At 44.4% G+C, this 25,119-nt stretch carries 29 protein-coding genes; 27 read left to right on the top strand and 2 right to left on the bottom strand.

The genetic code is table 11. The features are described from left to right. Positions 1 to 131: 131 nt before the first annotated feature. From BLR65_RS17545 to BLR65_RS17470, 16 genes are all read left to right on the top strand, one after another. Positions 132 to 893 (top strand): ParA family protein, encoded by a 762-nt coding sequence (locus BLR65_RS17545; protein ID WP_093795485.1) that lies wholly within the window; start codon positions 132 to 134, stop codon positions 891 to 893. Continuing rightward, positions 886 to 1,128 (top strand): hypothetical protein, encoded by a 243-nt coding sequence (locus BLR65_RS17540; protein ID WP_143122606.1) that lies wholly within the window; start codon positions 886 to 888, stop codon positions 1,126 to 1,128. The genes BLR65_RS17545 and BLR65_RS17540 overlap by 8 nt, the downstream gene beginning before the upstream one ends. Before the next feature lie 167 nt (positions 1,129 to 1,295). After that, positions 1,296 to 1,883, top strand: a complete 588-nt coding sequence (locus tag BLR65_RS17535; protein ID WP_093795483.1) for a hypothetical protein — start codon at positions 1,296 to 1,298, stop codon at positions 1,881 to 1,883. 247 nt (positions 1,884 to 2,130) lie between these two features. Next, positions 2,131 to 2,667: a hypothetical protein gene (locus BLR65_RS17530; protein ID WP_093795482.1), complete on the top strand. Its 537-nt coding sequence runs from the start codon at positions 2,131 to 2,133 to the stop codon at positions 2,665 to 2,667. Positions 2,668 to 2,765: 98 nt separating this feature from the next. Continuing rightward, a complete protein-coding gene (locus BLR65_RS17525) occupies positions 2,766 to 5,555 on the top strand; it encodes a bifunctional DNA primase/polymerase (protein ID WP_143122605.1) in 2,790 nt (929 codons plus the stop codon). 106 nt (positions 5,556 to 5,661) lie between these two features. Then, positions 5,662 to 6,291: a hypothetical protein gene (locus tag BLR65_RS17520; RefSeq protein WP_093795480.1), complete on the top strand. Its 630-nt coding sequence runs from the start codon at positions 5,662 to 5,664 to the stop codon at positions 6,289 to 6,291. A gap of 89 nt (positions 6,292 to 6,380) precedes the next feature. After that, positions 6,381 to 7,448: a hypothetical protein gene (locus tag BLR65_RS17515; RefSeq protein ID WP_075758080.1), complete on the top strand. Its 1,068-nt coding sequence runs from the start codon at positions 6,381 to 6,383 to the stop codon at positions 7,446 to 7,448. After that, a complete protein-coding gene (locus BLR65_RS17510; RefSeq protein WP_143122604.1) occupies positions 7,429 to 7,968 on the top strand; it encodes a hypothetical protein in 540 nt (179 codons plus the stop codon). The genes BLR65_RS17515 and BLR65_RS17510 overlap by 20 nt, the downstream gene beginning before the upstream one ends. A 57-nt stretch (positions 7,969 to 8,025) precedes the next feature. Beyond that, positions 8,026 to 8,457: a hypothetical protein gene (locus BLR65_RS17505; protein ID WP_093795478.1), complete on the top strand. Its 432-nt coding sequence runs from the start codon at positions 8,026 to 8,028 to the stop codon at positions 8,455 to 8,457. Continuing rightward, positions 8,429 to 9,043: a RadC family protein gene (gene radC / locus BLR65_RS17500; RefSeq protein WP_075758083.1), complete on the top strand. Its 615-nt coding sequence runs from the start codon at positions 8,429 to 8,431 to the stop codon at positions 9,041 to 9,043. The genes BLR65_RS17505 and radC overlap by 29 nt, the downstream gene beginning before the upstream one ends. 117 nt (positions 9,044 to 9,160) lie before the next feature. Next, on the top strand, positions 9,161 to 9,343 hold the full coding sequence (locus BLR65_RS17495) for a hypothetical protein (protein ID WP_093795477.1): 183 nt from the start codon (positions 9,161 to 9,163) through the stop codon (positions 9,341 to 9,343). 14 nt (positions 9,344 to 9,357) lie between these two features. After that, positions 9,358 to 9,534, top strand: coding sequence for a recombinase family protein (locus tag BLR65_RS31465; RefSeq protein ID WP_093795476.1), 177 nt, complete (start codon positions 9,358 to 9,360; stop codon positions 9,532 to 9,534). Between the two features lie 8 nt (positions 9,535 to 9,542). Continuing rightward, the gene (locus BLR65_RS17485; protein ID WP_093795475.1) at positions 9,543 to 10,886 is read left to right on the top strand and encodes a recombinase family protein; all 1,344 of its coding nucleotides are present in this window, start codon (positions 9,543 to 9,545) and stop codon (positions 10,884 to 10,886) included. 77 nt (positions 10,887 to 10,963) lie between these two features. Beyond that, positions 10,964 to 12,631 (top strand): recombinase family protein, encoded by a 1,668-nt coding sequence (locus BLR65_RS17480; protein WP_093795474.1) that lies wholly within the window; start codon positions 10,964 to 10,966, stop codon positions 12,629 to 12,631. Between the two features lie 25 nt (positions 12,632 to 12,656). Next, positions 12,657 to 13,007, top strand: coding sequence for a hypothetical protein (locus tag BLR65_RS17475; RefSeq protein ID WP_093795473.1), 351 nt, complete (start codon positions 12,657 to 12,659; stop codon positions 13,005 to 13,007). Further along, a complete protein-coding gene (locus tag BLR65_RS17470) occupies positions 13,008 to 13,214 on the top strand; it encodes a hypothetical protein (RefSeq protein ID WP_093795472.1) in 207 nt (68 codons plus the stop codon). It begins immediately after the preceding gene. A 41-nt stretch (positions 13,215 to 13,255) separates the two neighbouring features. Here the strand turns inward: BLR65_RS17470 and BLR65_RS17465 are convergent, their stop codons facing one another. Beyond that, positions 13,256 to 13,516 carry a helix-turn-helix domain-containing protein gene (locus BLR65_RS17465; protein ID WP_093795471.1) on the bottom strand — a complete coding sequence of 87 codons (261 nt, stop codon included), beginning with the start codon at positions 13,514 to 13,516 and terminating at the stop codon, positions 13,256 to 13,258. Between the two features lie 166 nt (positions 13,517 to 13,682). Here BLR65_RS17465 and BLR65_RS17460 point away from each other — a divergent pair, with 166 nt between their 5' ends. The 11 genes from BLR65_RS17460 (at position 13,683) to BLR65_RS17410 (ending at position 23,794) form a co-directional block, all read left to right on the top strand. Further along, positions 13,683 to 14,180, top strand: a complete 498-nt coding sequence (locus BLR65_RS17460; RefSeq protein ID WP_093795470.1) for a hypothetical protein — start codon at positions 13,683 to 13,685, stop codon at positions 14,178 to 14,180. After that, a complete protein-coding gene (locus tag BLR65_RS17455) occupies positions 14,177 to 14,362 on the top strand; it encodes a hypothetical protein (protein WP_093795469.1) in 186 nt (61 codons plus the stop codon). The genes BLR65_RS17460 and BLR65_RS17455 overlap by 4 nt, the downstream gene beginning before the upstream one ends. A 54-nt stretch (positions 14,363 to 14,416) precedes the next feature. Continuing rightward, on the top strand, positions 14,417 to 14,836 hold the full coding sequence (locus tag BLR65_RS17450; RefSeq protein ID WP_093795468.1) for a hypothetical protein: 420 nt from the start codon (positions 14,417 to 14,419) through the stop codon (positions 14,834 to 14,836). A 197-nt stretch (positions 14,837 to 15,033) separates the two neighbouring features. Continuing rightward, the gene (locus BLR65_RS17445) at positions 15,034 to 15,474 is read left to right on the top strand and encodes a hypothetical protein (protein ID WP_093795467.1); all 441 of its coding nucleotides are present in this window, start codon (positions 15,034 to 15,036) and stop codon (positions 15,472 to 15,474) included. Beyond that, entirely contained in the window at positions 15,461 to 15,976 is a 516-nt protein-coding gene (locus BLR65_RS17440) for a DUF1643 domain-containing protein (protein WP_093795466.1), read from the top strand. The genes BLR65_RS17445 and BLR65_RS17440 overlap by 14 nt, the downstream gene beginning before the upstream one ends. 104 nt (positions 15,977 to 16,080) lie before the next feature. Beyond that, positions 16,081 to 16,473: a hypothetical protein gene (locus tag BLR65_RS17435; protein WP_093795465.1), complete on the top strand. Its 393-nt coding sequence runs from the start codon at positions 16,081 to 16,083 to the stop codon at positions 16,471 to 16,473. Between the two features lie 55 nt (positions 16,474 to 16,528). After that, positions 16,529 to 17,515: a type II toxin-antitoxin system antitoxin SocA domain-containing protein gene (locus BLR65_RS17430; protein ID WP_093795464.1), complete on the top strand. Its 987-nt coding sequence runs from the start codon at positions 16,529 to 16,531 to the stop codon at positions 17,513 to 17,515. A 269-nt stretch (positions 17,516 to 17,784) separates the two neighbouring features. Beyond that, positions 17,785 to 18,276 (top strand): hypothetical protein, encoded by a 492-nt coding sequence (locus tag BLR65_RS17425; RefSeq protein WP_093795463.1) that lies wholly within the window; start codon positions 17,785 to 17,787, stop codon positions 18,274 to 18,276. Between the two features lie 146 nt (positions 18,277 to 18,422). Further along, positions 18,423 to 19,988 (top strand): hypothetical protein, encoded by a 1,566-nt coding sequence (locus BLR65_RS17420; protein ID WP_093795462.1) that lies wholly within the window; start codon positions 18,423 to 18,425, stop codon positions 19,986 to 19,988. 149 nt (positions 19,989 to 20,137) lie between these two features. Beyond that, positions 20,138 to 22,534: a YecA family protein gene (locus BLR65_RS30965; RefSeq protein ID WP_169716748.1), complete on the top strand. Its 2,397-nt coding sequence runs from the start codon at positions 20,138 to 20,140 to the stop codon at positions 22,532 to 22,534. An 18-nt stretch (positions 22,535 to 22,552) separates the two neighbouring features. Beyond that, positions 22,553 to 23,794 carry an AAA family ATPase gene (locus BLR65_RS17410; protein WP_093795461.1) on the top strand — a complete coding sequence of 414 codons (1,242 nt, stop codon included), beginning with the start codon at positions 22,553 to 22,555 and terminating at the stop codon, positions 23,792 to 23,794. Between the two features lie 109 nt (positions 23,795 to 23,903). Here BLR65_RS17410 and BLR65_RS17405 read toward each other — a convergent pair. Then, positions 23,904 to 25,051 (bottom strand): IS3 family transposase gene (locus BLR65_RS17405; RefSeq protein ID WP_093795460.1). Its coding sequence is split into 2 segments (ribosomal slippage): positions 23,904 to 24,790 and positions 24,790 to 25,051, totalling 1,149 coding nucleotides; the frame shifts between segments, so codons are not numbered across the junction. Positions 25,052 to 25,119 lie beyond the last annotated feature (68 nt).

Here is a 25,119-nt window from a genome sequence, read left to right as displayed (position 1 = left end):
GAATTTTGACGTTGCTTTTCTTTTTTCAATCATAGAGCTTTTTTAGTTTTCCTCCAAAACAAAAAAATAAGTAGACGTAGCCGTAGGCTCTACGGCTACGTCTACATTTTTGTATTTTTGGAGGAAGGTCTATGAAAATAATCAGCATAGCCAACCGCAAGGGCGGCGTAGGAAAGACGGTAATTTCGGCTAATTTGACCTATGAACTGTCGAAGATGGGATATTTGGTTCTGATGGTGGACCTGGACTCCCAATGCGACCTCAGCAAAATCTATGTGCAGGGAGACTACGAAGGCGGCAGCATCTTTCACCTGCTTCGCCAGCAATGCAGCTTGGATAACGCTTGCTTAGAGGTCGGTGAGAACCTGTACCTCATTCCGGGCAGCAGGGATATTGTGCATTTCGACTTTCGCGGCAGCGAGGGAATCCTGCTGCATTATCTCAGAAATGAACGATTGGAAGAAGTCGATTTTGTCATCATTGATCATCCGCCAGCATTAAGCGAATCCGCATTGGCAGGCTTTGTGGCCAGTGACGAGGTAGTGGTTGTCAGCGATGCGGAGGCGTTCAGCGTAGCCAACCTGGGCCAGCTACTGGACGATTTGGCGCATATCCAGAAGGTCATGAACAGGGATTTGCACATCCTCGGCATTCTGGTTAACAAAATTGACCACCGCCGCAAGCTGACTAAAGTAATGGTTGAAGAGGTATACAATAGCTTTGGTAACTCGGTATTTCGCGCATCTGTTGGCTACGATTCGGCTATTCCAACTGCGATACGCAAGGGAGTGCCCGTGCGAAAGCTGGCATGGCATAGCCGCGTCCTGGGCCAGATTCGACATCTGACGAAGGAAGTCATTGAAAGGCTGGGGATGGCAAATGGGAATGGATAAGCTGTGGGAGAGTAAGCAGAAGCTGGACCAAATCAATCAATTTACTGTAATTCCAGCCGAGAGTACTTTGTCTAGTGTAAAATTTGAAGACCGACATAAGCGGATTACGATCTATCTGGAACGGGATGTTTACGTACAATTACAGATTATGCGTAGCCGGGGCTATAGCCAGACTAGAGTCATAAATAACGCATTAAGGCTGTTCTGGGAAGAGTTTGGCGAGGATGCGATATAATTCCCAAAAAAGATAGAACCTGAACTTTTGCAAAATGCAAGAGTTCAGGCTGTCTTTTTGTTGTTTTTAAGAAAGAACATGAAAGTGCATTCATTGTACTTTAGATGTAAAGATGATTAGTGTAGAATAGTGGTTATTGGATACAATGTCTACTCAGGAGGTAAACAATGGCTAATAAGACAGAAAGAAGCTTCAAACGTCCTATTGCTGGTAGAACTACTGTATCGGCAATAATTAAGCACTTAGCAAATGATCGAAAATTAAAGGGAGCAACCCGTAACCTAGAACGAAGGTTTGCTGCTTTAGTAGATCGCTTCGGCGGAATTGGAGCAGAGTGGAAGGATGAAAATAGCCACTACTCTATTGAAGAGAGAAATAAATCAATTTTTGAGGCAATCGTGCTAGAACTAGATCAGAGGGATAATTATACAGACAAACTTTTGGAGGATAAGCGAGAGAACGTAAATCCAGAAGACGTAATCCGCTTCTTCAACAATGTCGCCGATTATACTAAAGATAAGCTGGATGAAGAAACCTGGCATCATTATCTGGCAGGACTGGATGAGGACATACAATATAGCTTCTGGGCGGCATGCTGGGAAATATTTGGGGCAATCAATACCACCATATTGAACATTCGAGACCTACCATATCCGCACCAAATATCAATAATGGAGGAATTGCGGCAGGAAATTGTTTTGAAATGGGCAGGAGCCATACACCAGGAACTGAAGAAACTATTAAAACAAAGCTAGCATTGCTAGAGTTTGAGAGAGAATTGAATGAAGAAAAGGCCGATAGCTAATTGCTATCGGTTCTTTTTTTTTAACTTCAATGACGACAAAACTTGCTTTGGAATGTCGTCGATAGCAATTCTTCATTTTTTGTACAATGAAACTGCGCTTAGGGAACATCCCTAGTGACTATAGCAAAGTCAGGTGTAATCTTCACGTAACAGGGAATTAGGTGATGATAGCACCGATGTAACAAGGAGGATTTAGCATGAAACAAGAGGGTAACCCAATAATTTACAAAGCCGCTGAAAGGTTTATAGAGGGGGCGGATGAGGATGAGATCATAGCGGCATTATCTGAAGGGATATCTCAGAAAAATGCAAGTATGGTCATGAGAATGTTAAGAACCTCAAGGTGGCAGAAAGAGGATTGGGGATACGTCGAATTTCTAAGTGCTGTTAATACAGTACTTGGGCAACCAGTTTATGAGGTTTTTAGTCCAAGTGATAGCTCAGACGTGACACAAAACAGTCACTATGAGGATATACATGAAAGTCTGCGAGTAGTTATTAAAGCAATTGATAGTGTTAACGGTCAAAACATGAAGATCATAGTTGACGTACTTGTAAATTATCTAAATGATTACTGCGATAAGGTTGAGGATTCCTATGAGTTATTATCATGGGCAGGAGACGAATTAGCTGGATTAATGCATGAGAGCGATAATTTGAGCGATATAAAAATTCTAGATAGGTTACATCTAATTCAAGAGCAGGTCAAAACAGCAGCATATAACTTAGCATAAGAGTTTTGTTTTTAGGGTTTGTTTTTTAGACTTTAGATTTATATGAGGGCAATCAGGGCGGAAAATATCCGCTCGCATAGCCCTCAAGACCATGGAGGGTGAGAATTTTGCCAGAACAGTTTGACAACAAAACACAGACACAGAAAATCAGAGAGTCCCTGTTCCGGTATCAAAAGATGGGGCTGCCAGTCATTCCTTGTGAAGGCAAGAAGCCGCTCATTTCCGAGTGGGCTAAGCGTAGTGCCGTGCCAACTACTGAGGAAATCGAGGAGTGGCTGGTAAAATGGCCTAATATGAACATCGGTTTAGTACTGGGGGCGGCTTCAGGCATTGTAGGCATTGATGTTGACGGGCCGCAGGCTTGGGAAAGTCTCCAGGAAATCAGCGGGGGAGACATTCCCGCAACCTGGATGTATAAGACGCCCGGCAGTGAAGCGGGGCGTAGGCTGCTCTACCGTCTGCCCGAAGGGATTGGCAAAGCCTCGAAGTGGGTTGACAAGCTCGAAGGTGAACATAGTGAGCTGGCTTTTCTAGGAGATGGGCAGCAGACGATAGTCCCGCCTTCGCAGAACGGCAAGCCTTACACCTGGATTAAAGGCCATACCCCCAAAGATGTTGAGTTGGCCGACGCCCCCGAGTGGATGCTTAGCCGCATGGCGGGCAAGGTGAAAGAGGCTAAACGCAAGGATAAGACGGAAACCAAGCCGCAGCCGGATGTAGCCGATGTGTTCGAGCGTATGCAGCGTTGCGGAAAGTTTGCGCAGGCGTTGACTACCCAAAGCGCGGAGGGCCTTTCGGAGGATGCGTGGTTTCAATGGGTAAGCCTGCTTGTAAACGCCGGTCATGCCGAAGCGGCCTTTGCCTTTTCCAGACTGAGCGCCAAGCATGATGCAAGAAGCGAGCAGCGTATCCACCTACTTGTCGATAAGGCAGGAGATGCTGGCGGTCCGATGGTACGGTGCACGACGATAGGCTGCACACGGGGCGGAGTTGAACGCTGCTTCCATGTAGCGAATGAGAATGAAACCGGCGAAGTGACCAACAGTCCGGGCGCTTTCATTAAAGACATGCAGAAGCCGCTGCCGCCTAATGATCCAGCCTATACGCCGTATGTAGCGGCACTCCAGGACAATCCCGATTATACGCTTGACCCAAGAGGAAACCTGCTGGGGTTTGACCGCAAAGAAAATCCATTCAAGATTGCTAACTTTGTGGCCAGGCCCACGCAAGAAGTTATTCGCGATGACGGCGTTTCGCAGGAACGGACCTTCCGTCTGGAAGGCCTACAGGCTGGCGGCAAGAAACTTGCGCCGGTCGACGTTTCAGCCGCTGAGTTTAAGCGGATGGGCTGGGTAACCGAAGCCTGGGGCCTCGGCGTGTCCATTAAACCTGGATTCGGTACGCAGGATCTGTGCCGTGACGCCATTCAAAACATGGGCTTAGAGGTGGATACACACTATATCTATACGCACCTGGGCTGGCGCAGGCTGCCTGACGGGACGTGGTGCTTCCTGCACGCAAACGGTTCCATAGGCGCTGACAACATTGCGGTTGAATTGGAGCGGGGGCTAGAGAAATATCGCCTCGATCAGGCTGTCGAAGAATTGAAGAGAGCCGCGCAAGCAAGTCTCAGACTGCTCATGGTGGCCCCCTTGGAAGTCACCATCCCGCTGCTGGCGTTGGTATATCTGTGCGCTCTCTGCGAAGCTCTGCGTAGGGCTGGCATAGAACCAACCTTCGTATTATGGCTGTTTGGCGGCACTGGCACCAGGAAAACCTCGCTGGGGATGAGCTTTCTTTCGCATTTCGGCGATTTCGGGCTCAAGAGTCCGCCTGCCTCCTTTAAAGATACCGCGAACGCCCTCGAAAGAAAGGCGTTTGCAACCAAGGATACCCTGCTGCTCATTGATGACTTCCATCCCGAAGCCTCCAGCTACGAAGCGCAAAAAATGGCCCAAACCGCCCAGCGGATATTAAGAATGTACGGTGACCGTATTGGGCGGGGCAGGCTGACTGCCAGCATAAAGTTTCAAAAGGAGTTTCCGCCCAGGGGTATGGCACTGGTAACGGGGGAAGACCTGCCGTCCGGCGAATCCTCTGTAGCCCACTTTCTCGGGGTGGAACTGCTGCAGGGCGCAGTAGACCTGAAGGCATTGACCAAGGCGCAGCAGGAAGCGCCGCTTCTTGCGCAAGCCATGAGAGGGTATATCGAATGGCTCCTGCCGCAGATGGACGCCTTGCCTGAAATGCTCTATGCCGAGTTTATCGACAAAAGGGCCGCTTTTCAGGAAAAAGCGGCACATGGCAGGTCGGGCGAGGCAGCAGCTTGGCTGTACATCGGCTTTCACAGGATGCTCCTGTACATGCAATATGCAGGGGCTTGCACCGCTGAAAATGCCGCGCAGCTTTTAAACGACGCCGAAACTGTTTTTGCGCATCTTATCGGCGACCAGAATGCCCTTGTTGCGCAGGAGCGTCCCGCCGAAATATTCCTGGAGGTTCTGCAGGAACTGTTTGTTACCAGCAAGGTACGCGTGGATGCACTGTCGGCAGGTATGGAGGAGGACCCCTATAGTACCTCCTTTGGCGAGCGCATCGGTTGGCAGGATGAGCAATACTTCTACCTGCTGCCCGAGGCAACCTATAGTGCTGTCAATCGCTTTCTGTCAGGACGCAGCCAGAACATTTCCGTATCGCCCCGCATACTCTGGAAGCATTTGGATGAGGCGAAGCTTATCTATACCGAGAAAAGCAGTGACGGAAGGGTTCAGCGTTGTCCCAAGCGCACCATCCCAACCAGGAAACGCGGCAGCAAGGATAAGGAGTGCCGCCCCAGGCTGCTGCATCTGTACAAAAGCGCCTTAGACACCGAAGCGCTCAGCGCCTAGCGGTTCTTAGTGACTAAAAAAATGCACCAGCGGCTTTAGCTCAGCCGTCTGGTGCCATATATAAACTACTACCATCATTATACACCAATACAGGGAGGAAACCATCATGCTAAAAAACCTGAAAAACAAAAACCTGTCTGCTAACCTGGCCAGCAACAAAGCCTTACAGGCTATGCTGGGAGAAGAAGAGGAAGCTTTCGAGCAAGAAACCGACTTCGATTTGACTGCGGATACTTATGGCGACAATGCCGACACCGATAACGCAGATACCTTTGGGGATGAGTTCGAAGCGGAGGATACACCTGACGCAGCGGACAACGAGTTCGAGTCAGATGCTGGCGATGACGACTGGGAGTCCGAGGAAGATGACCTGCTGGTCCTTAAGGTCATTAAGCGGGAGGCCAGGCTGAGTAAGGGAGACTACCCGGCGCAGATTGGTACCGTCGCCGCCGAGAAAATGAGCGGTAAGGATGGCTCGAATTGGGTTAAGGTAACATTGCCTTTCGAAATTAAAACTACTGGCGGAATGGTTACCGTTCCCTTCATTGCCAGCATGAGCCTCAGCCCTAAAGGCAGATTCTACCCGGTTATCAAGGGCATTCTCGGTCACGAACCCCAGGCAGGTATCAATCTCCGTGAATTGCAGGGCATACAGGTCAGGGTGCAGATTGACCATCGTATCGATGACCAGGGTAGTGTCTGGGAGGAAGTGAAGCGGGTTAAAAGAGTAAGCTAATCAAGGAGTACGTATAGGGCGATGAGGGCGGAATAACGCCGCCCTGATTTCCCTCTACCATATTGAATAATATAAAAGGGGATAGAAACATGACAAACAATAAGCCAAATACGCAAATGACCTTAGAATTTCTCAATAACTTGTATCAAAAGGTTGATGATCGTTATTATAAAATAGTTGATGCTGATAAAACTTTGGGTGATGAGAAAGGTTACCGTAATTTCCCAGAGTTTGTGGAAGCCTTAGCCCAAGAAAACTATTTACATGGAAAGAATATCGTAAATTATATAGGTAATGGTCGTAAGATGAATTATCACAATCCTTTTGAAAATTGCAGGTTGGCTATGATTGATTCAAGCAATATTTTATACCTGAGTGCCGGTATCAAATATCGGGATGTAGCTGGAAAGGATACGGCAGCGGCCAGGCAAGATGTGCTTAAGGTAGCGGTGTCGTTACCGCTTAAACCTACCGCTATTGTTGATAGCGGTGTAAGTATACAGCTTTACTGGAAAATGGACGGATATCATTGCCTGAGTTATTCGTATGAAGATTTAGATGAATACGGAAGTAGTTTCTTTATTTCTAATCGTGAAACTTGCGTACTGGTCGATGCTTTTTGGCTAATGGTGAATGAGTATGCTTATGAGGCTGGATTCCAGTTGGACAATACGGCAGTGGATATAGATTGGTATGAGGATGTTTGCTCAATAGACTTCTATGCCTTACTACCGGGCTTTGTGCATCGTTTTTTCAATAAAGAAACTCATAAGGTTGAAGAGTTTATGGTACAGACTATTGAAATGAACGACAACTGCTACAGCGACGACGAATTAGTAAGTTGCATTGAAAACTGGATATGTTCCATTAGTGCTTATTCTGAAGCTAATATTGAGGAAGAACTCCTTAGAAAATTCATTCAAGGATATATTGACGGAGGAATTTTGTATTATACATTAGTTGAGGCATTACCTAAAACATGGGCGATTCCCTACAAACGGCGCGGTATCGAGTTGAGCGTTTATGCTGAAGAAGCCGAGGAATGGCTGCGCCAGGCAGAAGCGGATGATCTTGTCGACAAGGAAGACTTTTATTTCCTCTATAGCAAGGAAGAGCAAGCCAGCATGAGAATGGCAGATGCTGACGATTGGGAATAAAGGGAGCTTACAAATATATATTATTCTCCTGAAATATTGGCTGGCAGGCTTCTTGCCTGTCAGCCTTCAAAACAGGAGGAATGACACAATGCACATTATCAAAACCATGGCCGATATCAGGCGGCTGAAACTCGCTGGCAGTATCACGCAGGCACTGGCCGAACAATTTGCCCGAAAAATGCATCGCTTGCAGGAGGAACTGGCTCCCGAACTGGACCTGGAAGACTTCAATCTGGAAATGCACGGTGTATTCGGGGTAGTGGAAACAACCGACCAGGACCTGAGCGCCATCGGCTTGCCGCCCTCTTTCGCTCTGCTCATGCCCGAATGGGTGAGCCGTCTTGAACTGGCGGGCGAAGTGTATTATGTACTTTATTTTATGCCTGACAATGATATGGTCGATCAAATCTATGTTCCCGAACCTAACATGCCTGAAAACCTTCGCCTATGGCTGGCGGAGCAGTCCATCGAACCGGAGAGCGGGGAGGAGGAGCCTGCCGATGCTGTTCATCCGTTTTAAGGTAGCAGTCTTGAAAAGAAGCAGGTTTTGGCAAGTTGTTGTAAGGGGTGTGAGACCATGCACATCCTGAAAACCATGGCGGATTTACGCAATCTATTACAAACAAGCAAGATTCATCCGCTGCTGGTCCGTCACCTTGCCTGGAAGCTGAAACGTCTGCAGGCGGCGGTAGCGCCGGATGGTGATTTCAACACCTTTAGCCTGGAAGCCTATGGCGTGTTCGGGATACTGGAAGCGGGAGACAAAGACCTGGCCGCTCTTGACCGAACGGTATCTGTAGAAACAATGAGGCCGGACTGGATGCATTGTTTGCATCTAAGCGGCGACAGCTATTATGTATGTTATTTCCTTACAGTAAGCGGCTATATGGACCAACTCTATGTGGCAAATCATTTGACCAGCAAAAGTCTGCGCCTGCGGTTAGCGGCGGAAGCAGTAAGGACGGAAAGGAGCGGTGAAGATGACCCTGCCTTTTACCAGCCTTTCTAACGTGGCCGACGAGGAGCTTTTGGAAGTTGTTCTGCCTAAGCCTGCAGTGCGGGAACTGCTGACCGAGTATGGCAGCGTCCAGCAGGCGCTTTTGCGGAGCTATCCCCAGGAATTAGAGCGCATCAGAGGCATTGGTCCCGTTAAGGCCAGGCAGCTTCAGTATCTGTGTGAGCTGGCTAAGCGCATTTACCGCGTGAACGCCAAACTGCCGCCCGTCATCCGTGCGCCGCAGGACGTATTTGAACGGGTAGTGGATATGCAGCACCTGCCTGTCGAACAGTTTCGCGTGCTCTATCTCAACACCAAAAACGGCATTTTAGCCGAAGAAACCGTATCGCAAGGGACAATAAGCGCGGCGCTGGTCGACCCTCGCATGGTGTTTGGCCGGGCCGTGCGTCTCCTGGCGGCGACCGTTATTCTCATTCATAACCATCCCAGCGGTGACCCGAGTCCCAGTCCCGAAGACATTGCATTAACCCGAAAGCTGGTAGAGGCGGGAAAAATTTTGGATGTGCAGGTGGTTGACCATCTCATAGTCGGACAAGGGCGTTACGTCAGCTTCAAGGAAAAGGGGCTGATCGGCTGATGCCTTGGTTGGAAATTGTCGTGATTATCTTAAAAGTCATTCTAGACCGTAATAAAAACTAAGCGTTTTCATTCCTTTCCTTAACGGAAAGGTTTCAATAGAAGGAGGAACTTGGCAATGGAGGTATCGGAAAGTGTAGCGTATCAATATGAAATGGTAGCCAATCTGGTGGCCGAAATGATAGTTGATTATCTGAAAACCAATCCCCCGAGTGATGCGGCGGCAAAGGCAGACGGGCAGAAAACTAAGCAGGCAAACAGCCGTGCGGTTAACTCCGCACCGGCTGAAAACGCCGCCTAGAAAGGGGCTATGGTATGTATAAGGAACAACAGGTTGCTCTCTATGTAAGAGTCAGCCGCGAAGAGCAGGTGGACGGTTTCAGCCTGGAAGCACAGGAGGCGGCGCTGCGAGCCGAGGTCAAGCTGCGGAACAAGCTTGTATATGACATCTATAGAGATGAAGGCCATTTCGGGCGTTCGGGGGGACCGTGAAGGCCTGAATGCCCTCCCTGCGGGATGCCCGGCGCGGCTGTTTCGGGGCGGTGCTGGTCTGGACCATTAGCCGCCTCAGTCGCAAGCTTGATTACCTATTGGAAGTTTTCTCGGAACTGCAAGGTTTGGGCGTTGCTGTCCGCAGTCTGAATGAAGCGTTTGACATGTCGACGCCTGGGGGCAACTTTGCTCTTACGATGTTGGGAGCCGTTGCCCAGATGCAGCGGGAGGCCTGGATGGAAGCCTCCCTCATCGGCATGGAAAGACGGGCCAAGTCGGGACGGTGGGGCGGCGGCATGATGCTGGGCTACCGCATGGTGGCTGATGAGGAAGACTTGCGCGGCGGCGGTAAGCTGGAAATCATAGCGGAAGAGGCCGAAACGGTCATGGAGATATTTACCCTGTATGCGGCAGGACTGGGATATAAGGCCATCGTCAACCGTTTAAACGGGGAAAACAAGACAGGCAAGACGGGCAAGGCATTTACCCTCAATACGGTTAAAGGAATCCTGACAAATGCGGCCTACGTCGGTAAAACGCGCTTTGGCGAGGTATATTACGACGGCCTGCATGAGCCGATTGTCAGCAAGGAACTGTGGGAAGCTGTTCAGTTGAGGCTTTGCGAACAGACTAAACCTGTTCAGAAAGTAATAGACCATGAATACCTATTGTCGGGCTTGCTCAAATGTCCCGCCTGCGGCAGCGGCATGTTGCCGTCCCATACCAAAAGCAAGCGCAAGGATGGCAGCTATCGCATCAATCATTATTACGCCTGCGGAGCCTATCTCAACAAAGGCAGTACGGTTTGTAAGCCTAATAGCGTTCGCGCCGTCGAGGCTGATGCCAAAGTGCTGACCTGGCTGCAGGAATTTCTCACCAGCCCCTTTTGGCTGCGCCGCGTGACCGAGGTCCTCCGTCAACAGTACGAACAGGCTGTTCTGCCGCAAATTGAGCAGCGCGAGCAGGCAGAGCGGAAGCTTACTGAGCTTGGCAGGCAGTCTAAGGAACTATTGCGCCGTTATGAGGAAGGATTTTTGGACAAGCCAGCCTTCCTGACTGCTATGGGGGATATTGCGGCGGAAAGGAAAAGCTGGCAAGCGGTTTTAGTGGAAAGCGTGCCAATGGCAGAGCAACCTGACTGTTGGTCTGAAGCGGACATACGGGCGGCCTTTTGCGTTTTTCAGCAGGTGCTTTCGCAAGCGAAGCCCGAACAGAGGAGCAAACTCATACGGCAGCTTGCTCATAAAATTTATGTCAACGAAGAGCGGCAGGTAGTGGGTATTGATTTGCAACTGCCGTCCACTCTCGCTACCGAGCAAGGCGAAGGACTGCCGCTGCGTGTAGCTATCTAGTTTCTGCAATGAGGGCATGGAGGGCGGCTATTCTGCCCTCAAAAATGCAATAAGTTTAACTAAGGAGGTGCTCTGCGATGCAAGCAGCAGAGAAACTGGAAAAGGCAAGCAGGGTTGCCCTCTACGTCCGGGTGTCGACCGAGGAACAGGCCGAGCATGGCTACTCCATCGAAGCCCAACTAGACATCCTGCGGCAACATTGCAAGAGTAACAATAAGGAAATCGTGGCGGAGTATGTCGATCCAGGGGTTAGCGGCAAGGAAATGACCAAACGGGCCAAGCTGCAGAAGCTGCTGCGGGATGCCGAGCTGGGCCGGTTTGATGAGGTCATGGTTTGGAAGTTTAACCGCATGTCCAGAAAAATGTATGACTTAATGAAAATTGTTTCTCATCTGGACAAGCATAAGGTCTCCTTTCGTTCCTGCTCTGAGAACTTCGATACGGCTACGCCGATGGGACGGTTCTCCTTGCATATGATGGGGGCGGTCGGTGAATTCGAGCGCAATACCATTGTTGATAATGTGAAGCTCGGCATGAAGCAGCGTGCGCGGATGGGGTTTCGCAACGGCGGGGCCTGTTTGGGTTACTGCAGCGTGGAGGACTCTGGCGGCACAGGCAAGAAACGGAAAACCCGCCTGGTCGTTGTGCCGGAGGAGGCAGTCATTATCAAAAAGATTTTTGACCTGTACGCTGCGGGTAAGGGGTTCCGGGCCATTGCCACGCAACTCAACCGGGAGGGCGCGAAGACTAAGAAAGGTAATTTCTTTGCTCCCGATTCCGTAAGGGAAATCCTGAAAAATCCAATCTATGCAGGTACGGTCCGCTATAACCGCTACGAGGGCTGGAGCGAAACCCGGCGGCGCGGTAAAAATGATAAGCCCATTCTAACGGAAGGCAGGCATGAAGCCATTATCAGCCGCGAACAGTGGGAACAGGTGCAAGAGATGTTTGCCAAGCGCTCCAAGGCGTCGCCCCGTGTGCATGACAGTGAAAATCTTCTGACAGGTCTGATTCGCTGTCCTGAATGCGGTACGCCGATGGTCATCAGCCGTTCCCATTACCGCTTAAAGGATGGCAGTAAAGTGGCGCTGCGTTATTATTCCTGCGGTCAGTTCAAGGGCAAGGGCAGTACCGTCTGTCATGCCAACTCGGTACGGGCCGACTATGCCGAAGCCTATGTTCTGGAGCGTATTCCTCTAGTATTGCACCAGCCAAAACTGCTGACCGCCATTGTAAAGGCGGTGAACCAAAAGCGGCGGGGCAGCGGCGACGCATTACTGGAGGAACGGGCCGCCATTGAGGAAAACCTGGCGCAAATTGAAACGAAAAAGCGCCGCATCCTGGAAGTGTACGAGATGGACGGCTTGGACCGGGAGGCACTAGCCCTTCGCCTGGACACGCTGGCGGCGGAAGCCAGAAACCTGTGCACCCGCAGAGCCGAGATTGACAGTGAAATGGAGGAGGATACGGGCCAGGAAGTAACGGTAGCGATGGTCAGGCAGTTTCTGGGGCAATTCAACCGGGTGCTGCAAGCCGCGTCACCAGAGCAGAAAAAGACACTCCTGCATCTGGTCATCAGGGAAATTACCCTGAATGCAGACAAAACTATTGACCGGATTATTTTACACTTTGACCCCGACTCAGGGGTGGGAAAAGACCCATCAGCCGAAGTACAGGCTGATGGGTCTTTGTTACATTTTGGGGCAAATAGAAAGAAGCGTCCCAAATGGAGGATTGCGATTTGAGTTTGCTGATGGGAAGGTGTAACGAATGCTTACAATTGCACATGTCAGAGAGTGCGAGGACTTGAATCTGCCCCAGGAAGTGGCTGCTGCTGTAAAAGAAGCCGTGACTATTTTGGACAGGGACTATGGCGAGGACCGGGACATTGACAGCGGCTATGGCGGCTATGTGCTGGTGCTGGAAACAGAGACGGACGTAAAAGATCTGCCCGAACAGCTTCGGACGGCTCTGCCCGAATATGTGGAAGTCCTGGCGACTGACCAGACTTCATATGTTAGTGCGCTTATTTTGTTGGGAAATGATTTCGGCGTGGTTGTCATTTTGCCCATAGCGCTTCTGCCGCTTACTGGCTGGCAGCTAACGGGGGAGGTGAGCTAGATGGATAAGCAGATCATCCTTGTTATTAAACTAGGGCGTAACGATGTGCTGGAAGCCTTGCGACTGCAAGGAATTGAACCCACGGAACAGAAAATCCAGGCCGCTTTGTACAGCCAGGAATTAGCCGAGGGCCTTTCCCGTGCTGTTCTCCCCTACTGCCAGCAAGCCCTGGATGTACTGATTACCGAGTATCTGGAGGACGATTGAAGTTTAAAAAAACGCACTTACCAAACCGGTAACCGCGTTTTTTACTCAATTTTATTGTCGGTATTTTGCAGGTCAATAGGACGAAAGAACACGCCAATGCTGATATTGAGTGCCTCGGCAATCTGGAACAGTACCTCCAGCGAAAAGGTCATCGTCGAATTGGGGGCCTCTATTTTGCTCAGATAGCTGGTGCTGATGTCAATTTTGTCGGCCAGAGCTTCCTGCGAAAGCCCTCTTAGCGTACGGTAATAGGCAATTTTGCGTCCGATTTCCCGGAATTCGGGCAGGTATTTTGATGGCAAAAAGCTCCACCTCCATTACCTTTCATTATAGAGAGGGAGAGTCGGACAAGCACGACAGTATAATTGTTTTTTACTTGCAGTTTATATGCAAGAAGTGCTATAATTTGTAACAAAGTGGTACAAGACACGGTAAAAAATGCAGAGTTTGAACCAAAGGAGGAGTAGGATGACAATGAAATATGTGGCAATAATTATCATTTTAGCGATAGTCGGGGTTGGCTTCCAGGGTAATTGGGTAGTTACGCCATCAACTGACCTTACGGATATATCGGTATTTGGTCTAAAATCTCAATTAAAAATATTTCGGACCCACTTAACAACTCAAGATCAGCTTGCATTTATAGATGGGGTAAAAAATGGACTTAGAACATGCAGCTTTTTTCTTATTGGTGCTTTAGGTGGTACATATACGTTATATGTTGAGAGCTTCCCTGATGCAATGCTGTGGAAAATAGTATGGGGCATTTTGGGGATACCGTTAGCTATACTCGGCGGTGTTGGTTTTATTTTATTCGGAGCCATTCCAGCCATTATAAAGCGATTGCTGCTTGTACCTGCTGATTGGTCATACTATTGCGGTTTTATTAGTACATGCCTTGTTTTTATAGGAGCAATTGCTGTTGTCAGCAAGGAGAAAATCCAGTCCAGGAGGATTCAGGCATGAGTTTTACATTGATTGCGATTGTGCTGGCTATAGCAGGATATATCATGGGACTAGCTCCCCTTGTTGCAATTGTGATACCTATTGGTCTGGTCATATGGCTGACAACAGCATTATTGCCGTTTACGTTGGCTATCATTTTGAGCGTTTGTTTTGCTTTATATTGGCTTACTCGAAACACTTAGTCAGGAATGGTGAGTTGACCGTTCTGAAGAGACGAATAAGGAGCGCGCATATTAGTGAAAAGCAAAAAACTATGTGGAGTAATAATTATTGGGATTCTGCTTGTTTTGCAATCCGTAGCGGTATTTGCTGAGCCTGCTGTCAGTGAGTGGGTTTACAAAAACGAACAGCAGGGCAGCGGATTTTCTATGACCCTCTGGCGTGAGGGCAACAAGGTATGGGGCCAGCATACAGGCTGGGCAAGGAATGGAAGTCGCATTGATGATTCCAGGGACAAGATTTCGATTGAGGGGGCCAGTGAGGACAAAACGAACGAGTATATCGTACGCTGGCAAAGCGGGTACAGCAATGCCCAAGGGTGGGCATACCTGATTTTTAGTGATGATGGTACGCTGCTGTGGCAGGTTTTCAGAGTCCAAGTAGAAGGTGAAAGATACATACCGGCCAAGGCGATATTGCAGCCGGTAACCGATTAATGGTATGTAACAGAATAGCATTACAAAAGGAAGACCTATCAGCCAATAAAGGAAGCTGATAGGTCTTCTCTGTTTTTACTCTACTATTACTAAGAAAGGAAGATAAGAAATGCTAAAAATAGCTCATGTGAGAGAGGGACAAATCCTAAATGCTTTTCAGCTAGGTCAGTCTGGTGGAGACGGGGTGATGAGTGTCGATGGAAAAAAGTAAGAAACGCATTCGCATTCGAATTATCAGGGCGTCTTCGCCGGACTTTTGGTACGCCAAGAAGATCGGTCAGGAATTTCAGGTGCTGTCGGAAACAAAGGATTCTTATCGGGTAAACGTGGGTGACCCGGCGGCTCATTACGTGGCCAAGCGGGATTGTGAAACCGTCAGTACGGATCAGCGGACGTATTTCGGTGATATGGACAGCGTTCCCGATGACGAGTGGATTGATGCTGCTATGGACGGTGATGATGAATATTTGCTACAGTATGCCATCCTAGGTGAAACCATTTACTATCGGCTGCTTGGGGATAACGATGATGTAATTGAACATGGAATGATTTCAAAAACAGCCTTTATGAAGCTTTTTCGCGAGGATTTACCTGGATTAATAGCTCTAACGAGAGGGATTGAAGATGCTAACGGATAAGAGTGTGGTTAAAACGGAAGCGGTATTTTCCGAAGACCGAAAGCACCGCTATCTGCTACGGAAGGAATGGGACAAAAACAAGAAAAAGGCGATGGTGCTGATGGTCAGTCCGAGCTATGCTGATGGCATGCTGGTTGACCCTACGACCATGTATGTATTGAATAATCTGTATCGCATGGATTTTGGCACTGTGGAAATCGTCAATCTCTTTTCGGCTGTTGACGGCAGAAAGAGCATGAAGGATGAAGTCGAACAGGAGAATTTGGAGCAGATTTTAGCCTCGGCAGCGCGTGTCGACGCAATCATTATTGCCTGGGGCAAAGCGGGAGATACCAGTAAGACTGTACAGAAACGCCAGAAATATTTTCTGGAGAAGCTAGGAGAGTTTTCGGACAAAATGCAGATGATCAGTTTTCATCCTTTGTTTCCGCGAATGCGCTTGAGTTGGAAACTGGAAAGGTTCTCAGTGAAGTCTGTAACAGAATTTGATACGAATCCGTGATAGTAAAAATTTTACAAACAACAAAATGGTATCATTTGATACTATTTTGTTGTTTTTTTATAATGATTTGTATATAATAGTATTAAAGAATAGCAGCATTGGCGGTGATCTATTTGCAGCGGGGATGGACGGAAAGTGAGGAAGATGTTGGGGAATTTCTGCAGAAAGTTAGGGATTTACTTACTGATCCGAATAACTTATCTATAGTTCAGAAAACAGGAATTAGAGATAAAACACGAGAGTTTAGAGAAAAATATGGAATTAATCACCAGATGGTTTGTGACGAAATATTGCGGTTAGATGTTAGCAATTATTCTTATACAGACGATGACAATAATAAAGAGATAGGCGGGGATTTTCTGATCTTTGGTCAATTTATATTACCGCCTATTGTAGATAAACCTGTACAAGTATATATTAAACTGAAAATTAGAGGGAGAGTGGTTTGTATGTCATTCCATGAAGCAGAGTTCCCTTTAAATTATCCTTATAACTGAGTTTTACACTAAAGAAGAAACGGTTACATCTTGATGTAACCAGGAGGGATGCAAAATGAAAACATACTGCCCTGAATGCGACACTGATAGAGAAGTAGAACTTCTGGAGAGAGAAGTAGAATCTACAATTGATAATTTAACCTTCAAATATCTTGCAAAAATACCTTATTGCAAGTCATGCGGTAATGAAGTCTATATTGCTGAAATTAGTGACCAAAACTTAAAACTAGCTAATGATCAATACCGTGAGTTAGCGGGGCTAATTAAAGTCGCTGAAATTGAAGAATTACTGGAAACCTATGAGATAGGTAAAAAACCGCTAGCTTCTTTGCTGGGGTGGGGGGAAGCGACTATTATAAGATATCTAGATGGTTTTACTCCCCGTAAGATTTATAGCGATCAACTAAAGGAACTCAAAGATCCGAATAAGATGTTAGAGTTATTTGAAAGAAATAAAAGTAGTCTTTCTGAAGTTGCTCAAAGAAAATTATTTAATCGGATTAGTCAACTAATAGATGATTTTAGAGAAGTTGAAGATCATGGTGTAGTCCGTGTTGCTAAATATTTCCTATCCAAGATAGATACTGAAGCTGAAGAGGTTATTACTCCGCTTAAACTTCAAAAAATTATCTATTATGCTCAAGCCTGGCTCTTAGCTCTAAAGGATAGAACATTCTTTCAAGAAGATTTTCAAGCATGGGTACATGGTCCGGTTATTCCCAATCTATATTATCAATATAAAAAACATGGTTATAGCTCTATACCAAAAGTTGAGAACTTTGATGAAAGTATCTTTGATGAAGATCAATTAGATGTTTTAGAAATGGTTAAATTTGCATATGTACGATATGATGCAAAATATCTAGAGGAATTAACACATAGAGAACATCCCTGGAGAGAAGCACGAGGAGAATGCAAAGCGGACGAGATATGTAGCCGTATTATCGAAAAGGAGTCTATAAGAAGCTATTTTAAAGAAATTAAGGATAACTTTAATATTCAAAATAAGCATGATCTTAAGAGGTATATAGCTAATCTATAAAAAATCAAATTTCTATATTCGATTATTAGAATTTCCCTTGCTAGTACCTTGTTACAGATAAAATAAATGATATTACAAAACGATTTAACGACATTTTACTGCCACTAATGTGTGTATTAACTCAAACAATTTATATTAGTGACAAGGTACTAGTATAGTTCGTTTAAATGAGGACGTACTTATATGGAAACCGAATAATAAGATTTGCGATGGCTCAAGTTGTTAGCTTAGTTTAAAGCAAGGAGATTATAATTGCTTGGAGGAATTAAGTGGTAGAATATGAGGAAGAGATAGAGAAAAAGGCTAAGAAAAAATCACGAATTAATTTGTTGTATGCTGTAGATCCTTTGTTCTTAACTGAAATGATAATCATATTAGGAACAATATTTTTTTTGTATAACGTTTATAATGAAGACGTTCTTAACGTAAGGGATTATCTAATTAGGCAAGAGTGGCTGTTATGCTCATTTCCGATGTTTAGGTTACTTATTATATTATCAAATTGGCTATTTTGGAGTAGTTTAATATTATGGGTTTTATGGGAATTGCAGGAGAGAAGATATACTTTTGTACAGAATATTTTTAAATATATGCTACAACGACTCCTTGTTGTTGTTTGTTGGGTAGTATTAATTGCAGTGATACATGTTTTGCTAATTGATGATAGGACAAGCCTTAATGCAATTTTACCAATAGAAGATCATTTGATTATTTGGTCGCCTGTAATTTTATGTATTGTTTTACGTGTAACTTCCGATTGAGCGATGATTAGATATTTATAATCACACATATAAACGAAATTGAGAAAGTATCTCCAAATATGATGTGTAAATTGGGACGTAGTATATAGTATCATGCTGTTATAAACAAATAAGCATACTTATATTAGAGATTAGGGGTGAATAAATTGGATTTGAACTCAATGGAGGCTATGTTTTTAAATGATTGGGTTCAACATGATTTTTCGACGTGGAATGAATCTGACATAAGAGAAGAATTTATTGCCCCTTTATTAAGAATGCTTGGCTATAGTAAGGGGACAATAAATGAAATAATTCGAGAACCACATCTAAAGTTAAGTAAACCGTTTCACCGAGTGGGAAGAAAACATATTTCTATAGATTATGTACCTACTATACGACTAAAATCTTTTTGGATAATTGAGGCCAAGCCGGGAAATAGGAAAGACATGGATTATGGAGATTTATTACAGGCTCATCTTTATGCAATCCACCCTGAAATACAGGCTCGTGTTATTGTATTAATTAATGGCTGGGAAATTAGGGTTTATGATGCTTTAAGCATTGAGGATTGGAATCAGCCATTACTAATTTGCACACAGGAAAACTGCAAAGAAAAATTTGAGGAATTGAAAAAGATTATAAGCGCCCCCAACATGCTTAGTTATCAAAGATCACGCTTGTTAGAAATCGCACGAAACACTTTTTCAGTAGAGATAGATGAGCAGCAAATAAAAACCTTCCAATCAGATGTGAATAAGTTAGTTGCGGAATGTGCGCCAATAGTGCGCGAAAATGCTAAACAATTACAGATTATGGCCTGGAAACAAGCCGAGAAAGAAGAAATAGAACAGCTAAGAAACACAAAAGAAAAATTGTTACTCGTTCATATGGATATTCCTACAGATGCACGTCTTGTATCCGCACAAGAGTATCTTCGACGGATTATTGAAGGAAATGATAGTGAGAGAATAAGACTGATTGATTTATTAGCGATGAATTTTCGAGCAAGACCACATGCAATATTTCGGGTAAATTGTGTCTATATTTTACTTGTATTGATATCTAGGAATATTGAAATTGGACCATCACTATATTCACGTAGTGTAAAAGAGAGTTTTGAAGAATTGGTATTAGCTAATGTATCATATTGGATCTTTAGTGATTTGAGTAATTCGTTATGCCATTTAGATAATATATCATTCCGATTGGCAAAAAAAATAGGAATGAAAATTGCTATGGATCATTTAGCAAAGCGTGTAGGTGACCTGAAAAGTACGCTGTCTGTCGAAGATTTATTAAGACAGAGGCCAACAGTAGCAAGGCACATGAGCGGCTTTATTGGTCTATTAGGTGAAAATTTCTGGCGGGAATTTTGTTCATTATCTAAGGCGGAAGAAATTTGGAATGGGATTTGGTTGTATGAAAAAATAGAAAACTTCATTGATCAGTTACCAGATAAGAAATATCCAGACGGAGACTCTGATCTGTTATGGTTTAATTACTATGGTAGAGGTTTTGATATGTTATTATTGGGTACATGGGATGTACTACATAATTCTGTTAATGCAATGGCGGAAAAAAATATAAGACAAGAAATTTTAGATTTTGCAAAGTTAGAGAGAGAGCAGGTTCTTAGTATTATCCCAAGAGCGAAAGAATGTCCAGACGACTGGCATCCTGATTCAGAGCAACTGCGTAATATTATGGACCGATACCTAAATCTCAGATAATAGTTGCATCATTGTCTTGGAAAAAGTTTTAGGTGACAGTTTCCCCCGTCTATTGCTGGACAAAATGCGGCAGCAGCAACACTTAACCCTTCGATTTCGAGGTTTTTGGAGTTTTAAAAAGCCCTCTTCGCGAAAGGTGGATTTGTGACATGAGTAAAAAGAAACATAAGCAAAGATTAGTTAAAGCTGATGATTATTATAATGATGGGCTATTTGAACTTGCTCGATGTGGTAAGGTTGTGTCTATACGCAATCTAAGTACACCCGAACAGCATGTCCAATTGCAAGCGTTTTATAAAGACGAATACCCGAAAGTTAAAGAACGCATAGATGAGAAGGTCAAAAAAATAAAAGAAAAAATATCTGTATGTGATCCTTTAATGATACTTAAATTCACTAAAGACATGGCTATGCTGTCCCATTTGAATAAGTTTTCTGAGCTTGATTATACGAGCGAAGAAAATATGGTTATCAGGGCTCAGGAATATATCCAAAGCATTTTGGTCTCAACAGAAAACCATTTTGATGATACTGAATCGAAAGAAGAACAGGAGAAACGATGGCATTCAATTCACGCGGACATAGAAGATTTGTATAAGGAGTTCGTGTATTTTTATCATTATTGGTCGGTATATAAAGAAGATTCCGGCGAGATTTCTAATGAGATGATGTGCTACATCGTAGAATCTCAGATGCTCTATTTTGTCAGGGGGAAGCGCTATCAAGCATTTGAACTTGAGCCACTCAAAAAACTTTTGCCTCTGCATAATGATGTACTTGTGGAATTGTTTGGTGTTACAACTGAGCAAATAATTGAAGGACTTGAAAAACTTGAATATTCTATGTCACAGGGTTTAGCGGATGCTTGGATGGACATGGGGAAGAAGTTCAATGAGCTATTTGAAGCAGTTGATTTGGAATTAGCCTCCGAAGCAGCAAGTGATGAGGCGCGAAATGTAATGAATCCCATAGTCGAAAAAATATTCGGCGAAGCTTTAAATAACATTTCTCACGTTACCGGATGGGATGCAAGACTGATTGATGCTTTGTCTTTTGGCATTGGAGAATGTAAAACCTTCTTTGACGACTCAGAGTTTTCGGGCTGGCCGATCATGGAACTGCCGACCAAGAAGAAACCGTTTATAAAGATAGATGGCATCTCATACGGATTTGATTATTATTCTTTATTTGATAATTTTTATCGAGCATTACAGAAGGCAATCTTCCGATTGAAACCTGAGTATGTTGATAAGTGGAGTAAGCGCCAGAACATAGCCAGCGAAGACATGGTTAAGGCGCTATTTTTGAATTTGCTGCCTGGAGCAACGGCTTTTACAGGAAATTACTATCCTGCAGGTAGTTCTTTAAAGCAGATGAACGAAAATGACTTGCTTATTACATATGAAAATTACCTGTTTATCATCGAAGTAAAAGCGGGCTCCTTCCCCCAGACGCCACCGATTAATGACTTCGGCGCCCATATCAAAGCATATACAAAGCTCGCCCAAGAAGCTGATGCTCAATGCAGCCGAACTATAAGGTACATAAATGAGCACCAGCCTGCTCCATTCTACGACGCTGAAAAACACAAGAAATTTGAAATCAGTAGACTCTCGGATTATAAGGAAGTCTATTCATTTTCTATAACCGTAGATAATTTTAACGAATTTGCAGCAAGAGCGGAAAAACTGAACTTTATCACGCTTTCGAGTAAAACAATTGTAATTTCGTATGATGATTTATTGTTGTACGCAAACTATTTTGACTCGCCCATATATTTTCTGCATTTTTTGAAACAGCGGAAGATTGCTATAGATATTCCTCAAATTGCAATGAGAGATGAACTTGATCACTTAGGCATGTACATTAAACACAATATATACTCGATTACAGCATCTAAATTCCCCGCAGAGCACATGGTAAATTGGCATGGCTATAGAGAAGATTTGGATAACTATTTCTGCAGATTATATCTGCCAGAGCTAAAGCCAACAAAGCCTAAACAGGGCATGCCTAATGAAATAACAGAAATAATCCTGCTGTTAGAACGAGGCACAGACGAAAATAGGATTGATACGGCACATTTCCTCTTAAACTTGTCCTCAGAAGCTAAAGACGATTTTTGCAAAGCAATTCATCATGCGTTGCGAAGGCAGCCTGAAATCGGCAGAATGCTTGTAATGTCTGCCTTCGGGGAAATTAAGTATTGCCTATTCGTTGCTTCCCCTGGAATCAAAGTCATGAGTACATTAGAACGCCAGGATTATGTATTGTCTACAATTTTTAGCGATGAATCAATGCCAATTATGTGGATTGACCTTGACTATGATAAGGATGGTAAGCTGCTTGGTGCGAAGGGAAAACAATGCAGTTATAATGACATTCCGGCTGGTGATATTGACCGCTTAAAAGTACTGAGTGTCAAATATGCCAAAAGCAGGATAGAAAGCTTTCAGCGCCAATATCATAGAAAAGTTGACAGAAATGATCCTTGCCCTTGCGGGAGTGGCAAAAAATATAAGAAATGTTGTATACAATACGAATAATTGAGGAAGTGGTATGAGATGAAAAAAGAGACTGTATTAAATGAAATAATAAAGTACTATATAAAATCTCATGATTTCAATGGCTTGCCGGTTTATAATATGAAATCTTATGATTATAACATTTTGTGCGAATTGATTGATGAAGGACTTATCGAAGTACTCTCGGAAAAAGAAGTCATAAATCCGCATATAAAAGGTTTTGATTTTACTATACCGGTAGATCGACAGAAAGAAAACATATCTAAGGATACGAATTATTCGGTTCTGTACCCAACGAGAAAGGCACTTGAATCTGTCCCATTAGATTATACTAAGCCATATTCCGTATTGATGCAGAAGGGCGAAAAACAATTTAAAATCATCTATTTTAATATTGAGATATTAGAGAGATATGTTAACAACCCAAAGTTCGTGATAATGGATAATGGGTACCGTGGAAATATCTGTGTGAAGGATGAATATATAGATGACAAAACGATTGAGGATGAATATATCAAAAACTATGGGATGGCTTATATAGATGGTAAGCATTTGGAACGTGCTGTGGGTGTTTTCGTTTGTGATTTGGCAAAGCTATCTTCTCAAAAACAGATGCTATGGAAAGGGTTTGAACTTACGAATCAGAGAAAATGCAAGATAAATGCTGGATTTGTTGATAATTTAATAAAAGGTAAATGGGTCATGGAAACATGGATTTTTCATGACCTGCTTGAAGAAATAAAAGTTATAAATGAACAGTGTGAACACATGGGAATCCCTAAACTATTTAACAAAACTTTTGGAACTCACTATTCTGAGATGCCAGAGGGATTTCGGAATATACTTTTGCCAACTCTAAAAAATTATTATGATTTTGTTCTCGTGTTTGAAAAAATCATCGTTCATAATATTTCTTATAAAACATTTCAAAAAGATACTCTACATATACAGGGCATTGATCGCAAGGACGAATTAGGTAAAGATAAGGGGAGCCTCGTGATGCTTGAAGAATGGCTAGGTAAAAACATCCGAACCCAAGAAAATATCACAGATTTAATCATTAAGCCATTAAAAACCATAAGAAATATTCGTCAAAAGCCAGCGCATGAATTAACTTCCAATCAATATGATGTCACACTATATCAGAAGCAGTTTGATTTAATGAATGATACATACACAGCAATCAGAGCTATAAGGTTGTTTTTTGCCAATCACCCTTTAACGAAAGATGTAAAAGTTCCAGAACACTTGGTTTCTGGAAAGGGCATTGTGAATTATTAGAGATTTATAACTGGTCTGACCTTACCTCGGCTCAGTAGACACGACAAACGCACAATATCTCAGAAATGCTTAGTATGACACATTATTTCATGAATTCATACTATATTGACTAAGCTGCTTTCATAAACTCCATAGGAACTTTATAATTATTGCTCGAATGCTTTCGCCGCCTGTTATAAAAGACTTCAATATATTCAAAGATAGCTGCTTTTGCTTCGTCCCTGGTTTTAAACCGATGTCCATATAGCCATTCTTGTTTCAGCTTGCCCCAGAAAGACTCCATGGGGGCATTATCCCAACAGTTGCCGCGACGGCTCATGCTACATTTAAAACCATTCTTTTTCAACACGTCTTGGTAGGCGTGGCTGGCATATTGAATGCCCCTGTCTGAATGGACTAGCAGCCCTTTTCCGGCTTTAGTTCTGCCAACCGCTTGGTTTAAAGCAGCGATTACCAGTGATTTTCTCATGTGGTCAGCCATTGAAAAACCAACAATGGTTCGTCCACATAAGTCCATAATCCCAGCCAGGTATAGCCAGCCTTCATCAGTCCATATATACGTGATATCGCTAACCCACTTCTGATTAGGTTTCTTTGCTGTAAATTCGCGATTGAGCAGGTTTTCAGCGACAGGAAGGTCATGATTGGAGTTAGTTGTTGCTTTATATTTTTTAACGGTTTTAGCCCTGATTCCGGCATCCCTCATCAATCGATAAACACGGTTTTTGCTTGGCGCAGGAGCTCCGGCAGCTTGATCTTTGAGCTCATCAGCTATGCGTGGGTAGCCGTAAGTACCCTTCGATCTTCGGTGTATTTCTTTAATTTTTTGTAGTAATAATTCATTTTCTTGCTGACGTTCACTAACCGGTCTTGTTAAATATGCATAAAATCCGCTCCTGGAAACATTCAATACCTCGGCCATCTTCGTCACCCGAAACTTGGAGCGATGCGCTTCCATAAACCGAAAACGCTCTATTTCTGGTTTTTCGCGAAGTAGGCGGCCGCCTTTTTTAGTATTGCGTTTTCCTCTTTTAATTCCAGGACTTCTTTGCGCAACTTGCGCAATTCTTCATCAGCACTATGCAGATTACCACTGCCAGGGAAAGCATTTTCACCGTGTTTACCGAATTTGCTCATCCAGCCATGCAGTGTATTGGGGCTCAAATCTAGCTCTCGCGCCACTTCGGCTACCGGTTTTCCGCTTTCTTTAACCCGCTTAACAGCCATTAACTTATATTCTTTATCAAATGTTTTCACTCGTGAATCCCTCCCGCGTTTATATTATACTACACGTTCTCGGTGTCCATAAAATCGCGGTAGGGTCA

Source organism: Sporomusa acidovorans, from assembly GCF_900101845.1.
Lineage (GTDB): Bacteria > Bacillota > Negativicutes > Sporomusales > Sporomusaceae > Sporomusa > Sporomusa acidovorans.
This window is presented reverse-complemented; position numbering and strand designations above follow the sequence as displayed.

Coding starts and splice junctions, on each gene's coding strand:
- BLR65_RS17545 (WP_093795485.1), top strand. CDS start 132: ATGAAAATAATCAGCATAGCCAACCGCAAGGGCGGCGTAGGAAAGACG.
- BLR65_RS17540 (WP_143122606.1), top strand. CDS start 886: ATGGATAAGCTGTGGGAGAGTAAGCAGAAGCTGGACCAAATCAATCAA.
- BLR65_RS17535 (WP_093795483.1), top strand. CDS start 1,296: ATGGCTAATAAGACAGAAAGAAGCTTCAAACGTCCTATTGCTGGTAGA.
- BLR65_RS17530 (WP_093795482.1), top strand. CDS start 2,131: ATGAAACAAGAGGGTAACCCAATAATTTACAAAGCCGCTGAAAGGTTT.
- BLR65_RS17520 (WP_093795480.1), top strand. CDS start 5,662: ATGCTAAAAAACCTGAAAAACAAAAACCTGTCTGCTAACCTGGCCAGC.
- BLR65_RS17515 (WP_075758080.1), top strand. CDS start 6,381: ATGACAAACAATAAGCCAAATACGCAAATGACCTTAGAATTTCTCAAT.
- BLR65_RS17510 (WP_143122604.1), top strand. CDS start 7,429: ATGCTGACGATTGGGAATAAAGGGAGCTTACAAATATATATTATTCTC.
- BLR65_RS17505 (WP_093795478.1), top strand. CDS start 8,026: ATGCACATCCTGAAAACCATGGCGGATTTACGCAATCTATTACAAACA.
- radC (WP_075758083.1), top strand. CDS start 8,429: ATGACCCTGCCTTTTACCAGCCTTTCTAACGTGGCCGACGAGGAGCTT.
- BLR65_RS17495 (WP_093795477.1), top strand. CDS start 9,161: ATGGAGGTATCGGAAAGTGTAGCGTATCAATATGAAATGGTAGCCAAT.
- BLR65_RS31465 (WP_093795476.1), top strand. CDS start 9,358: ATGTATAAGGAACAACAGGTTGCTCTCTATGTAAGAGTCAGCCGCGAA.
- BLR65_RS17485 (WP_093795475.1), top strand. CDS start 9,543: ATGCCCTCCCTGCGGGATGCCCGGCGCGGCTGTTTCGGGGCGGTGCTG.
- BLR65_RS17480 (WP_093795474.1), top strand. CDS start 10,964: ATGCAAGCAGCAGAGAAACTGGAAAAGGCAAGCAGGGTTGCCCTCTAC.
- BLR65_RS17475 (WP_093795473.1), top strand. CDS start 12,657: ATGCTTACAATTGCACATGTCAGAGAGTGCGAGGACTTGAATCTGCCC.
- BLR65_RS17470 (WP_093795472.1), top strand. CDS start 13,008: ATGGATAAGCAGATCATCCTTGTTATTAAACTAGGGCGTAACGATGTG.
- BLR65_RS17460 (WP_093795470.1), top strand. CDS start 13,683: ATGACAATGAAATATGTGGCAATAATTATCATTTTAGCGATAGTCGGG.
- BLR65_RS17455 (WP_093795469.1), top strand. CDS start 14,177: ATGAGTTTTACATTGATTGCGATTGTGCTGGCTATAGCAGGATATATC.
- BLR65_RS17445 (WP_093795467.1), top strand. CDS start 15,034: ATGGAAAAAAGTAAGAAACGCATTCGCATTCGAATTATCAGGGCGTCT.
- BLR65_RS17440 (WP_093795466.1), top strand. CDS start 15,461: ATGCTAACGGATAAGAGTGTGGTTAAAACGGAAGCGGTATTTTCCGAA.
- BLR65_RS17430 (WP_093795464.1), top strand. CDS start 16,529: ATGAAAACATACTGCCCTGAATGCGACACTGATAGAGAAGTAGAACTT.
- BLR65_RS30965 (WP_169716748.1), top strand. CDS start 20,138: ATGAGTAAAAAGAAACATAAGCAAAGATTAGTTAAAGCTGATGATTAT.
- BLR65_RS17410 (WP_093795461.1), top strand. CDS start 22,553: ATGAAAAAAGAGACTGTATTAAATGAAATAATAAAGTACTATATAAAA.